This window comes from Biomaibacter acetigenes (assembly GCF_003691585.1).
In the GTDB taxonomy this organism is placed as follows: domain Bacteria; phylum Bacillota; class Thermosediminibacteria; order Thermosediminibacterales; family Tepidanaerobacteraceae; genus Biomaibacter; species Biomaibacter acetigenes.
The window spans coordinates 950,021-962,579 of sequence record NZ_CP033169.1; the positions used below are offsets into that span (position 1 = coordinate 950,021).

13 protein-coding genes are annotated in these 12,559 nt (G+C 38.5%); 10 read left to right on the forward strand and 3 right to left on the reverse strand.

Annotation, left to right across the window (positions count from 1 at the left end; translation table 11 throughout):
• The first annotated feature begins 3 nt into the window (after window positions 1–3).
• The 9 genes from D2962_RS04590 to D2962_RS04630 all read left to right on the forward strand — a co-directional run bounded on the left by D2962_RS04590 (window position 4) and on the right by D2962_RS04630 (window position 9,885).
• Window positions 4–2,403, forward strand: coding sequence for a glycyl radical protein (locus tag D2962_RS04590; protein ID WP_122014273.1), 2,400 nt, complete (start codon window positions 4–6; stop codon window positions 2,401–2,403).
• 28 nt (window positions 2,404–2,431) lie between these two features.
• Window positions 2,432–2,698, forward strand: a complete 267-nt coding sequence (locus D2962_RS04595; RefSeq protein ID WP_122014274.1) for a PTS sugar transporter subunit IIB — start codon at window positions 2,432–2,434, stop codon at window positions 2,696–2,698.
• 33 nt (window positions 2,699–2,731) lie between these two features.
• The gene (locus D2962_RS04600) at window positions 2,732–4,015 is read left to right on the forward strand and encodes a PTS ascorbate transporter subunit IIC (RefSeq protein ID WP_122014275.1); all 1,284 of its coding nucleotides are present in this window, start codon (window positions 2,732–2,734) and stop codon (window positions 4,013–4,015) included.
• Between the two features lie 179 nt (window positions 4,016–4,194).
• Complete coding sequence (locus tag D2962_RS04605) at window positions 4,195–5,436, forward strand: DUF362 domain-containing protein (RefSeq protein WP_122014276.1); 1,242 nt, start codon at window positions 4,195–4,197, stop codon at window positions 5,434–5,436.
• A gap of 16 nt (window positions 5,437–5,452) precedes the next feature.
• Entirely contained in the window at window positions 5,453–6,376 is a 924-nt protein-coding gene (locus D2962_RS04610) for a glycyl-radical enzyme activating protein (RefSeq protein ID WP_122014277.1), read from the forward strand.
• A gap of 577 nt (window positions 6,377–6,953) precedes the next feature.
• On the forward strand, window positions 6,954–7,712 hold the full coding sequence (locus tag D2962_RS04615; RefSeq protein WP_122014278.1) for a ZIP family metal transporter: 759 nt from the start codon (window positions 6,954–6,956) through the stop codon (window positions 7,710–7,712).
• Between the two features lie 98 nt (window positions 7,713–7,810).
• On the forward strand, window positions 7,811–8,320 hold the full coding sequence (locus tag D2962_RS04620) for a DUF6036 family nucleotidyltransferase (protein WP_122014279.1): 510 nt from the start codon (window positions 7,811–7,813) through the stop codon (window positions 8,318–8,320).
• Window positions 8,313–8,672, forward strand: coding sequence for a hypothetical protein (locus D2962_RS04625; RefSeq protein ID WP_122014280.1), 360 nt, complete (start codon window positions 8,313–8,315; stop codon window positions 8,670–8,672). Before D2962_RS04620 ends, D2962_RS04625 begins: the two co-directional genes overlap by 8 nt.
• A gap of 145 nt (window positions 8,673–8,817) precedes the next feature.
• A complete protein-coding gene (locus tag D2962_RS04630; protein WP_122014281.1) occupies window positions 8,818–9,885 on the forward strand; it encodes an ERCC4 domain-containing protein in 1,068 nt (355 codons plus the stop codon).
• Here D2962_RS04630 and D2962_RS04635 read toward each other — a convergent pair.
• Window positions 9,882–11,027 carry a THUMP domain-containing class I SAM-dependent RNA methyltransferase gene (locus D2962_RS04635; RefSeq protein ID WP_122014282.1) on the reverse strand — a complete coding sequence of 382 codons (1,146 nt, stop codon included), beginning with the start codon at window positions 11,025–11,027 and terminating at the stop codon, window positions 9,882–9,884. The two genes, D2962_RS04630 and D2962_RS04635, sit on opposite strands and share 4 nt — an antisense overlap.
• Window positions 11,028–11,332: 305 nt before the next feature.
• Between D2962_RS04635 and D2962_RS04640 the strand changes: the two genes are divergently transcribed.
• Window positions 11,333–11,569 (forward strand): hypothetical protein, encoded by a 237-nt coding sequence (locus D2962_RS04640; protein ID WP_122014283.1) that lies wholly within the window; start codon window positions 11,333–11,335, stop codon window positions 11,567–11,569.
• Here the strand turns inward: D2962_RS04640 and D2962_RS04645 are convergent.
• Both D2962_RS04645 and D2962_RS17440 read right to left on the reverse strand, forming a co-directional pair.
• Complete coding sequence (locus D2962_RS04645) at window positions 11,555–11,986, reverse strand: GGDEF domain-containing protein (RefSeq protein ID WP_122014284.1); 432 nt, start codon at window positions 11,984–11,986, stop codon at window positions 11,555–11,557. The two genes, D2962_RS04640 and D2962_RS04645, sit on opposite strands and share 15 nt — an antisense overlap.
• On the reverse strand, window positions 11,962–12,216 hold the full coding sequence (locus D2962_RS17440; protein WP_162991101.1) for a hypothetical protein: 255 nt from the start codon (window positions 12,214–12,216) through the stop codon (window positions 11,962–11,964). Before D2962_RS17440 ends, D2962_RS04645 begins: the two co-directional genes overlap by 25 nt.
• Window positions 12,217–12,559: the final 343 nt, after the last annotated feature.

Sequence of the window (12,559 nt, forward strand, 5' to 3'; positions counted from 1 at the left end):
TTAATGGATAATAGAATTTTATCTGAGAGAATAAAGAGATTAAAAGATGAAGTCGTGTCAATAAAACCAAAAATATGTATTGAACGTGCAAGATTAATAACTGAATCTTATAAAGAGACCGAGTCGTTACCAATGGTTATGAGAAGAGCCAAAGCACTAGAGAAAATTCTTTTGAACATGTCAATATATATATCCGAAGGGGAGTTGATAGTAGGTAACCAAGCAAGCAAACCCAGGTCGGCTCCCATTTTCCCCGAATATTCATGGGATTGGATAGTAGAAGAAATCGATAGTTTTGATAAACGTCCTAGCGATAGGTTTGAAATTTCAGAGGATGACAAAAAAGAATTATTACGTATTTTGGAGTATTGGAAAGGGAAAACAGTCAAAGATAGGGTTCTTGCTACACAGACTGAAGATGTTCTAGAAGATAGAAAAATCGGAGTCTTAGGTTGGGAAGGTAATGTAACAGCCGGACAAGGACATATAGTAGTAGACTATGAAATGGCACTTAACAAAGGGTTTAAAGGTATTATTGAAGATAGTCGGGAGAAATTGAAATCACTAAATCTATCAGACCCTGAAGATTTAAGAAAAAAACCTTTTTATGAAGCTGTAATTATTGCATTTAACGCAGGTATACAGTTTGGAAAAAGGTATGCAAATCTAGCCCAAAAATTAGCGTGTGAAGAAACTAACCCAATAAGGAAAAAAGAATTAGAGGCGATTTCTGAAATATGTAATTGGGTTCCCGAGAATCCTCCCAGGAATTTTAAAGAAGCTATTCAAATTATATGGTTTGTTCAATTAATACTACAAATAGAAAGCAACGGGCACTCCATTTCTCTTGGGAGATTCGACCAGTACATGTATCCATATTATAAAAAAGATATAGAAAAAGGTATTTTGACAAAAGAAGAGGCACTGGAGCTTATTGAATGTTTTTATATAAAACTTTTTTCTGTAAATAAGATTAGGCCCTGGTCTCATACCCGATTTGTATCAGGTTATCCCACTTACCAAAACTTGATAGTCGGCGGTCAGACAAAAGACGGCAGAGATGCTACAAATGAACTTTCTTATCTTTGCTTGGATGCGTTGGCAGATATAAGATTATCAGAACCCAATTTCTATGTAAGATACCATGAAAACATGCCAAAAGACTTTTTAAAAAAATGTATAGAGGTTATTAAAATAGGTTTTGGTATGCCAGCTCTAGTTAATGATAAAGTAATAATTCCTTCTTTAATGAACCGGGGAGTAACATTAGAGGATGCCATGAATTATTCCACAATGGGTTGCCTCGAAGTACAGGTTCCGGGTAAATGGGGGTATAGAGCTAATGGGAAGAGTAAATTTAACCTATTGAAAATATTGGAACTTGCTTTAAATAATGGTGTAGACCCCAGGACGGGGATTCAACTATGCCCAGGTGAGGGAAATCTAACAGACTTTAAATCATTTGATGATGTCATGAAGGCGTGGGAAAAACAACTAAAGTTTTTTATGGAGTTGCAGGTGACTGCAGATAACATTAACGACCTGGCCATGGAAGAACTTGCCCCGGATGTCTTTTGTTCGGCACTCGTTCAAGATTGTTTGGGTAGAGGTAAGACCCTGATGGAAGGTGGAGCGGTTTATGACATGATGAGCGGATGTCAAGTAGGCGTAGCAAATGTGGGCAACTCTCTATCCGCTATCAAAGAATTAGTTTTCGATAAGAAAGTTATTTCGCTGGAAGATCTGGATAAAGCTTTAAAGAACAATTTTGAAGGAATCGAAGGTAAAAGAATACAGGAATTGCTTATAAACCGGGCGGCCAAATATGGCAACGATGATGACAGTGTAGATTTAATTACTAAAGAGGCTTTTGACATTTATGTAAATGGTATTGAAAACTATAAAAATACTCGTTATGGCAGGGGACCAATAGGAGGAATCTTCATTCCGGCTACAGTAACAATTTCCGCCAATGTTCCTTCAGGCGCAGTAGTAGGCGCAACTCCTGACGGAAGAAAAGCGGGAGAACCTGTTAATGACGGAGTTTCACCTGTTCATGGAACAGAAAAACATGGTCCCACCGCAGTAATAAAGTCTGTGACAAAGCTATCTACATTGCTAATGACCGGTGGCCAGCTTTTAAATATGAGATTTAACAAGACCATGTTAAACAGCGAAGAAACTATAGAAAAGTTTATGGCTTTGATTAGAACATTTTTTGATCGTTATGGGTGGCATGTTCAGTTTAACATGATATCTTCTGAAGTTCTTAAAGAAGCAAGAAGGAATCCTGAGAAGTATAAAGATCTAGTAATTAGAGTTGCAGGTTATAGTGCTGTTTTTGTGTCATTGGATCCTACAGTGCAAGAAGATATTATTAACAGGATGGAATATCAGTTGTAGTAGAAACAAATGAAGGGAGGTGAAGTAAATGAAATTTGTAACGGTATGTGGATGTGGCCTGGGTACCTGTTTACTGTTAAAAATGACTGCTGAAAATGCACTTAAACAATTAGGTGTTAAAGCAGAAGTGATTCATAGTGATCTTGGTAGCGCTACATCGATTGATTGTGATATGTTTATCATCACGACGGACATGGAAAATCAATTTAAAGCCGCAAATAAAAAATATGTAACCATAAAAAATGTTGCAGATATAAATGAGATGAAGCAAAAATTAGAACCACACGTAAAATAACCTTAAATTATAAAATTACGAGGAGGTTATTGTATGGATGTTTTTAAATTTTTAGCAACGCAAATATTAGGTCAACCGCCTATACTTGTGGGACTAGTTGCATGTCTCGGATTGATCGTTCAGAGAAAACCAATTCATGCTATAATATCCGGGACCATGAAAACAGTAGTAGGATTTTTAATTCTAGTTATAGGAGCAGTTACAATTGTCAATGTTTTATCTCCGATAGGTCCATTATTGGAAAATGCTTTTGGCTTTAAGGGAGTAGTACCGAATGATGAAGCCATAGGTGCAGTAGCCTTAATGCAATATGGTAGTGAAGGCGCCCTAGTGATGGTTGTTGGGTTTTTAGTAAATATTTTAGTAGCCCGTTTTACGAAATATAAATATATATATCTGACCGGTCATCATCTTTTATACACAGCACTATTAATTACAGTTCTTTTAAAAGTTCATTTAAATCTATCGGGTTTTCCTTTAATTATCGTAGGAGGAATTATTTTAGGTATATACTGTCCATTAACAATTGCTCTGGTCCAACCTTATATGAAAAAAGTGACAGGCGGCGCACCTATAGCTTATGCTCATTCCACAAATTTGGGAGCATTTTTAGGGGGATTTTTAGGACAATATGTAGGTAACCCGGAAGATAGTACTGAGAATATTAAACTACCCGAATGGCTTTCATTCTTTAGGGATACTACCTTATCTACTGGTTTTACTATGATATTGATATTTGTTGCAATAATGTTAATAGTGGGCCCTATTGCGGCGGCTAAACAAGTTGCCGGTGGTCAAAATTGGTTAATCTGGGCCATTATGCAAGGGTTACAGTTTGGAGCAGGTGTGACTGTACTGCTATCAGGCGTTAGAATGCTCATAGCCGAAATAGTTCCTGCATTTAAGGGATTTTCAGAGAAAATCGTTCCTGACGCTCTTCCTGGCCTGGATTGTCCCGTAGTTATGCCATATGCTCCAACAGCATGGATATTGGGATTCCTGATCAGTTTTCCAATAGGTGTAATTCTCACGTTTGTTATGGCTGGAATGAATTTTAAATATCTATTAATAGCTGGTGTAGTTCCGCACTTTTTTGCCAGTGGTCCGGCCGCCGTATTCGGAAATGCAACGGGTGGTAAAAAAGGAGCTATTTTAGCCGCCGTTGTATCAGCGGTACTTATAAGCTTCGGAAACGCAATGCTAATTCCGTTGACAGGTCCTCTTGCCAATAGCGGTACGACTTGGGGTGAAATGGAATACGGTATATGGGGAACATTGTTTGGATATGTAGTTAAATTTATAGGACGAATGTTTTAAAATAACTTTGGGTAAATAAAAAATTCTTAGTGAGGTATTATCTTGGAAGGTTCATATTTGAAAGATAATACCTCACTATATTTAATACTGTATATAGCTTAAATATTAAAAATTGAGATATTGATAATATATCGTGGTTTGATACGATTATTAAGATATAATCGGAGGTTCAGTCGTAAATGAATTCATCATTGGTAGCAATTAAAAAGAAAAGAAATAAAGAAACAATTAAAACTGTTGTTAGAGAGACAATTAATTTATTAGGGGGAATAAATCAAGTTGTTTCACCCGGAAACGTTGTTTTAATTAAACCCAATGTATTGGCAGGGAAAGATGCTAGCACAGGTGCCACGACGTCTCCGGAAATTGTGGGGACAATAACCAAAATGTGTTATGAAGCCGGTGCTAAAAAAGTCATAATTGCCGAAAGCTCCAATTGGGGAATCAACACTTTTGAAGCATTTAAAGCCTGCGGTTATTTTGAAATGGCAGAAAAAGCAGGGGCAGAATTACTAGACTTGAAAAAAGATGAAATTGTAGAACGGTTTATTGACGGTTATGTCCTTAAGAAAGTTAGAATACCTAAAACTATTTTAGACGTTGATACGGTGATAAATATTCCGGTACTGAAAACTCACAGCATGACTAAAGTTACATTGAGCTTAAAAAATGTGGCGGTTGGGATTTCTACAGATGATGACAAGCAAAGATGTTTACATCATATAGGAATATTTCCGGCCCTTTCGTCAGAGATGTCAAAAAAGGGGTCCTTTTTAGATTATTCTATTGCAGATATAAACATGATATCTCGTTCAGAGTTGGTTATCATCGATGGTTTGATTGGATTACAAGGTCTCGGTGCACCACTGTTAGGAAAACCGGTAAAATCGAATATAATAATTGCAGGATTTAACAGAGTATCTGTTGATGCAATTGGTTCTAAAATAATAGGATATGAACCATCAGAAATAAATCATATAAAACTTGCGGCTGACAAAGGTTTAGGAGAAATGGATATTGAAAAACTGAAAATAAGAGGAGAAAATTTAAGTGATAGCATAATAAATTTCGAAAAATCATTCCTTCCTGATATAACTTATCCTTATGATAATATTGATGTTGTATGCGGTGGAGGGTGCGAAGCGTGTCGGTCTACACTTAATTATATTTTAATAAGGCATAAAGAGCAATTAGAAAGTTTAGGCATACCTATTACCATATACTTGGGGAAAGACATAGAAATTAAAAAGCCCAAAAAAGAAAAGCGTTTATATGTCCACTATGGAAACTGTGCAGGTGAACTAATTTACGGTGGGTGTTTTGTCCCCGGGTGCCCACCAAGGTCTCGAAGGCAATTCTTTCAGGCCATAGGCGCTTTAGATCTTTATAAAGAGGATGAAGGTTTGCATTCAAATCGCTAAGTAAGGACGGTTAAACATGAGTATAATTCAAAAACATGAAGGAATAATCTTTGATATACAGCGGTACAGTATTCATGACGGTCCGGGTATAAGAACAGTTGTATTTCTGAAAGGTTGCCCGCTGAGATGTCTTTGGTGCTGCAACCCCGAGTCCCAATTGACAAATCCCCAATTGAGTTTTATTCAAAGTAAATGTATAGGTTGTCTGGAATGCATTAAAATATGTCCAAATAAGGCAATACGTTTTGACAAGGAAAAAGGATTTTTAATTGATTACAAACTGTGCGATATGTGTGGAAGATGCTCTGATGTTTGCTATCCAGGTGCAAGAGTAATTATAGGGAAAAAAATGAGTGTTGACGAAGTCATTGCGGAGGTTATTAAAGACAAGAGTTTTTATAACCGTTCGAACGGGGGAGTTACTCTTTCCGGTGGAGAAGTGCTTCTACAGTGGGGTTTTGCCAAAGAGATATTAAAAAAATGCAAAGAATTGAATATAAATACCGCTATAGAAACCTGCGGGTATTGTAAGTGGGAATATTTTACTGAGGTTTTAGAATATGTTGATTTAGTCTTATATGATTTAAAACATTTGGATAGCGCCGAACATAAAAGACTAACCGGCGTTGATAATCAATTAATATTAGAGAATGCCGCAAAAGTTGTTAAAAAGGGCAAGGAAATGATCATAAGGGTACCGCTGATACCCAGTTTGAATGATTCAAAAGATAATATTATGATGTTAGTAGATTTTGTTTCGACACTCGAGAAAGTAAAAGAGATAGATTTATTGCCTTACCATCAACTAGGAGTATCAAAGTATAACCAGATTGGCCAGACTTATAAATTAAATGAAATTAACCCACCTTCGAAAGAGAAAATTAACGATATAAAAAGATATATCGAAAACCGGGGATTTTTAGTTAAAGTTGGGGGATAAATTTGAGAGATTATCACGTTTCCTAAAGCATCTCAATGATGATCCGAAAGCGAATGAACCATCTCACAGCACGTTCATTCGCACTTTTTTATGTACTTAATTTAGTTAGCATTTGAAAAGTGCAGTTTTTAATCTTATCCCTTTTTTACCGGACCTTGATAACTAAATCTTTACTCATTTATTTTCCTTATCCTGCCATTTTTCAGCAGATTTGAGCCATAATTTTGCTAACTTGCTGACATTGTGGATGAAAATGGATAGATTAACCCATACGCCGGTACTTTCACCATCAGAATAGACATACATCAAGACCATATTTTCTTTTTAATAGACCAATGATGGCCTCACCGCCGGAACGCCACCGTATTAATCTTTTAAACCAGTGCTGGCGTTCATGCTACCGCTTCATTCAGCCAGCTGGGGAGGGTGAGTGTTTTGTTTATGCTTTTAATGTATTTACGAAAGAGCTTGTATAAGAGTCTAAAGGCCGGCGGATGTAAATTTTTATTAAGTCTGTCAGCAGGAAAATACCGACTGTATGTAGAAAAGTAAGGAACCAGGGAAGGAGGTTTATATTATGTTAGAACTTTTTAAAAATCTTCCACCGATTTATCTTGGAATTACATTAAGCATGCTGGCGGGTATGGCAACAGGTTTGGGGGCTCTGCCGCTTCTTTTCATCAGAAAGAGATTTTCCGGCGGCATAATCGATGCATCCCTGGGGTTTGCAGCGGGCGTGATGCTGGCTGCTACGGCGTTCAGTCTGGTGCTGGCTTCCATAGAAGAGGGAGGCATAATTCCGCTGATTGTCGGAATGACAATGGGAGTTTTATTTGTGGATCGCATGGATAAAATCATTCCCCATGACCATTTTGTCAAGGGACATGAGGGGCCGGGCATAGGTCGCCTGAGGAAAATATGGCTGTTTGTTTTTACCATAATCATACATAACTTTCCCGAAGGTCTGGCGGTGGGGGTGGGAGGATTTTCAAAGCACGCTTATTCTCTGGCTTTTGCCATTGGGGCGCAAAATATCCCTGAAGGTCTTGCAGTGGCAGCCGCTCTTGCAGCAGCTGAATATAAAGTCGGTTATGCCGTATTGATAGCATTTCTTTCAGGCCTGGCGGAACCTGTGGGAGGGATATTGGGAGCGGGGCTGGTGGGCATATCCTCTTCCATATTGCCCTATGCCCTGGCCTTTGCGGGAGGTGCCATGCTGTTTGTCATCAGCGATGAAGTTATACCCGAAACCCATTCCGGAGACCATCAACGATTAGCTACATTTTCGCTGGTTGCAGGTTTTATTTTAATGACCATATTGGATACTCTGCTTTGAATTTCATTTAAAACTTGAATGAAACAATATAAAACTATATAATCTAATTGAATAAATCTATTTATTTTAGAATCTTTTTAAGCAAAAGGGTGTTGCTCTTGGAAAATAAGAATAAACAAATCTTACTGGAGCTATTGCATGATATGGAGGATTTTGCCCGTCTGAAGGGAATAGAATGTCCTGCCATTTACTTGATAGGCGGAGCAGGTTGTATCATAGCAGGATACTTGGAAAGAGCAACAGTTGATTTTGATTTTATAGATATAAATTATCCGGCAAAAGCAGGTAGATTGTTCAAAATCCTGGATAGGTTTGACATGCTGGATCTATATGTAACGCCGGTGGCGCCCGGATTTGAAAAAAGGGCAATTAAAATAGACGGATTTGATTCTGTGTACGTTTTATCTAGAGAAGATATAATTGTAAGTAAATTGGGGAGATATTCGGAAAAAGATAAAGAAGATATAAAAAAACTTATGGCCGGTGCCGATAAAGAGAAACTGAAAAAACTGATTGAACTGGTTATTGATAGAAAAGACTTTAGCCCTAGAGTAAAGTATCATTTTATTAAAAACGTTAAAGATTTTGAGGAGAAATATAATGTATAGACAGTTTTGCAAGAATTATAAAAATTTTATAAAGCTTAATAAAGCCGGTTTGGAAAAAAATGAATACCGTCTAAAAATAGCGGAATCTATTAAAGGCCTGGCTGATTTAGAAACTTATAAAAAATGGAAAGAAAACAATGATATCAGATATTCGGAAATAGAAAATATTGTCTTTGAAATAAAAAGAAGAAAGGATATTTTCCATTTTAAATCTTTTTCCTGGGAACTTGACGGATACGGCTTTGAAGCAAGAAAAAGCGATTCGGCGGATAGAGAAAAGGTCGAAGAACAGTTAAAACTTATTGATATACTTTTAGGTACAAGTTACTGGTATGATAATGTCGATGCATGATTTCAGGAAGGCCATTTTCCCGCAGCCAATTCCCGCTCCGTCCCCGGGGCAATGACACCTAAAGTTTCATCCGACATTGTGGAAATTGTCATTTACCGATATAATATAGAAAAATGGAAATAAGGACAAGGACGAGGGGAACGGGATGAGTTCGCTATTATGGATTCTTGAATCCGTCGAAAATGACAAATTTCCTTATAGACTTACCATTCAAAAGGACGGCAAAGAAGTTCTCTGCCTTCGGGTACAAAACCGCTGGCCGGGAGCCGGCAGTCAAATTTTTTGCCTGAAGGAATCGGAGGATTATTCCGATCCGGTGGAAGAAATCGAAAGAGTCCCGATAATATCTTTAAACCGCTATGGGAAGCGCTTTTCGATGGTTCTGAATAGGCCTGCCAACAAAAGGTGTGAATTTTTATTTTTAAAAAAGAAATATAAGACAAAAGAAGGGGAATACGAGCAGATATTCTGGAGAACCCAGCAGGGATTAAAAGAGAGAAAGCCCAGGGTGAAGCTTACCGCCAGAGGAGATGCCCGGATCCATGTCCTGATAGACATCAACGAAAAATACCCCTGGAAATTTCAAGAATGTGTCGTGGAAAGGAAAGCCCTCCCGGCAGGTGACTACGCTCTCTTGAGAGATGATGGGATTGCGGCGGTGGTGGAAAGGAAAACTTTCGAGAACCTCAGAAGCAACTTTAATGATATAGCCATACTGCACCAAAAACTTGGAGAACTGGAAGCGTACGCTCATTCGGCGATGGTGGTGGAGGCAAATTATTCTGATTTTTTAAATCCGAAAAAACTGACGGTTTATACTCCGACCTATGCGGCTAAAGTTCTGGCAGAGCTTTCTGCACTGCACCCGGGCACCAAGATAGTCTTTGCGGGCAACAGGAAGCTGGCGAATGAATGGACCTTGAGATTTTTTCAAGCTATTGAATCCCATGAAAGGGACGCCCTGCCGGACAGGGTTGCCGAAATAGCTGAAGAATACGGCGGACCATCGCCGGACTTTAAGGGTGGCATTTATTATGATATTAGAGAATACATCCTGGATGAATCTAGAAATGAATTTATTTCAGCGGAACTTAAAGATAAATTTCCGGATGCCCCCGAAAGCACCGTTAAAAGGGTGCTGCAGGACCTTAAAAAAGAAGGATTGATTACTTCAATGGGCAGGGGCAGGAAAAGCCGCTGGATAAAAGTTTAGGTATTACCGTTCCCCTTCGGCCTTGGTCCAAAATATTGGTAGTAATAGCATTTTATCATGCCGTTATAGAGCTTGCGGTTTTTATCTGCCTTCCTGCCGAAGACCCTTTCAAAGCCTTCATGAGATGTAAGGATATAGTAGGACCAGGTATCGAGCTTTTTAAATATATGTCCCATATCCCTGTAAAGTTTTTCAACTTCTTTTAATTCTCCCAGTCTTTCCCCGTACGGTGGATTGCATACTATACATCCATAGTCGCCCCGAGGAATTATGTTTCTCACATCTTTTTTTTCAAAAGTAATGTATTGATCTACACCGGCCTTTCGTGCATTATCCCTGGAAAGTTTGACTGCCTTTTCATCTATGTCTGAACCGTAGATCTGAAGCTTTACATCCTTTACTGCAGATTCATGGGCTTCTTTTCTGACATCCCACCAGAGCTTTTTTGGTATGTTGGGCCATTTTTCAGCGGTAAACTCCCGCTCAATGCCCGGAGCTATATTGGCACCTATAAGTGCTGCTTCGATGGGTATGGTGCCGGAACCGCAGAAGGGATCGAGAAGGGGCCTGTCGTATGTCCAGCCGGATAGCTGCACCATGGCGGATGCAAGAGTTTCCCTTAACGGAGCTTCGTTGGAAAGGGCCCGGTATCCCCTTTTGTGCAGTCCTTCTCCGCTGGTGTCTATCATCAGCGTGACCCTATCCTTCATGAGAGAAAACTGAATGCGGTAAAGGGGGCCTTTTTCCTCAAACCAATTCTTTTTGTATTTTTTCTTTAGTTTTTCCACAACAGCCTTTTTCACTATGGCCTGACAATCGGGTATGCTGAAAAGCTTTGATTTCAGTGAATGACCCTTTACTGGGAATGCCGCATCTCCGGGCAACCATTCATCCCAGGGCAATGCTTTAGTGCCTTCAAAGAGTTCATCAAAAGTTGTGGCATTGAACTCACCGACTTTCACTAAAATCCGCTCGGCGGTCCGAAGCCACAGGTTCGCCCGGCATATGGCAGTCTCATCGCCTTTAAAGGTTACCCTGCCGTCTTCCACAAAAGTGTCTGTATATCCCAACCTTTTTATCTCCCGGGTTGTTATAGCTTCTATTCCAAAAAGTGTTGGCGCTACCAATTCTATTTCTGTCATAATCCATCTCCGGTTTTTAAGATTGCTGGGGATGCAAAAACTTTCCGTTATTAGATTATACCAGGTTTTTTTGATTTAATCTAATGTTTATCGTTTAAACCCCACGACTTTCTTTATTATAAAGGGAAATATATTTTGCAGGTGGGCTGGCAGTTTTGAAGGATGTGAGGCAGAAAAATAAATTTTATGAAGGATATAATATTATTGATGTTGAAATATACTTTTAATAGGGTTTTTATGCAAAGGCCCGCATTTAAGTGTGGTACCTACGGATTGGTTGGAGTACTGAGGGTAAGGAGCGCGTTATGGATAAGTATGCGAGAATAGCAACTCTGGAAAATGAGATTGAAGCGGTGCTTCTGGATTCCATATTGACCGAGCGGAATATTCCACATGTGATAAGATCTTATCATGATATTGTTTACAACGGCATATATCAGACGGTAAGAGGATGGGGTTATGTGGGTTCTCTGGAATCCTACCGGCAAGAAATAATGGATATATTGATGAATATCAGAAAAAGTCCGTCAGGAGATATCTGATTTTATTCTATTTCTTCCGCTGTTTTTCGCCTGGTAAAGGAAGTTATCCACTTTTTTTAAAAGCTCGATTAATTTTTCATTGTTGTATTGATAGACACCACCGCTGACGGTTATTTTCATATCCTGACCCGCCCAGGTTATATTTGAAATATCCTGCCTTATTCTTTCGGCTACAACAAATGCTTGCTCTTTATGAGTTTCGGGCAAAATCACCATGAATTCCTCACCGCCCAGACGACCGAATATATCCGTTTCTCTAATGTTGTTCTTTATGGTCCTGCATACTTTTTTCAAAACCTTGTCACCTGCAACGTGTCCAAAAGTATCGTTGATTGCTTTGAAATGGTCTATATCCAGGAGAATAACAGAAAATGTTTGGCCATATTTCTCAGCTATTTTCTTAGCGAATTCAGACATTTTAAAAGATACCTCCGGTTATATGCACCGGTCAGGCTGTCGGTGACAGAGATTTCCCTGAGCTTAAGGTTCAGCTGTTCTGTTTTTTGTTTTGCTTCTTTCAGCTCTTCGTTGTTTTTTTCGAGAAGGTAATTTTTTTGTTCTATTTCTTTTCTCTGTTTTTCCACTTCGTTCAGATATAATATGACCCGCTCATGTTCCATGTTGTAGTTGTTTATTATCGCTGCCATAATCACTGCATTGAAAATGACGGCAATAATAAATCCGAAAAATACATCTAAGTATCTGGATAAGATTGAATCATATCCATGAACAAACCAGGGAAATTTGTATTCAAATATAAAAGAGCCATGATGGTTCCTAAAAACAGAATAATGGCCAGCACTCTTTTAAAACCTTTTAGTAAAACAGCAATAAATGCGGAATATACTATCAGATAATATGGGATGCTTCCGAAGGTCCCGCCGTTGATTACCCACATTGCAGGAAAAAATATAAAAGTCAACATGATGAGAGCTAAATATACTGAAAGTGTGTACTTTTTTTTGTACATTGATAAATAATAAAGATAAA

Coding starts and splice junctions, on each gene's coding strand:
- D2962_RS04590 (WP_122014273.1), top strand. CDS start 4: ATGGATAATAGAATTTTATCTGAGAGAATAAAGAGATTAAAAGATGAA.
- D2962_RS04595 (WP_122014274.1), top strand. CDS start 2,432: ATGAAATTTGTAACGGTATGTGGATGTGGCCTGGGTACCTGTTTACTG.
- D2962_RS04600 (WP_122014275.1), top strand. CDS start 2,732: ATGGATGTTTTTAAATTTTTAGCAACGCAAATATTAGGTCAACCGCCT.
- D2962_RS04605 (WP_122014276.1), top strand. CDS start 4,195: ATGAATTCATCATTGGTAGCAATTAAAAAGAAAAGAAATAAAGAAACA.
- D2962_RS04610 (WP_122014277.1), top strand. CDS start 5,453: ATGAGTATAATTCAAAAACATGAAGGAATAATCTTTGATATACAGCGG.
- D2962_RS04615 (WP_122014278.1), top strand. CDS start 6,954: ATGTTAGAACTTTTTAAAAATCTTCCACCGATTTATCTTGGAATTACA.
- D2962_RS04625 (WP_122014280.1), top strand. CDS start 8,313: ATGTATAGACAGTTTTGCAAGAATTATAAAAATTTTATAAAGCTTAAT.
- D2962_RS04630 (WP_122014281.1), top strand. CDS start 8,818: ATGAGTTCGCTATTATGGATTCTTGAATCCGTCGAAAATGACAAATTT.
- D2962_RS04635 (WP_122014282.1), bottom strand. CDS start 11,027: ATGACAGAAATAGAATTGGTAGCGCCAACACTTTTTGGAATAGAAGCT.
- D2962_RS04640 (WP_122014283.1), top strand. CDS start 11,333: ATGGATAAGTATGCGAGAATAGCAACTCTGGAAAATGAGATTGAAGCG.
- D2962_RS04645 (WP_122014284.1), bottom strand. CDS start 11,986: ATGTCTGAATTCGCTAAGAAAATAGCTGAGAAATATGGCCAAACATTT.
- D2962_RS17440 (WP_162991101.1), bottom strand. CDS start 12,216: ATGGCAGCGATAATAAACAACTACAACATGGAACATGAGCGGGTCATA.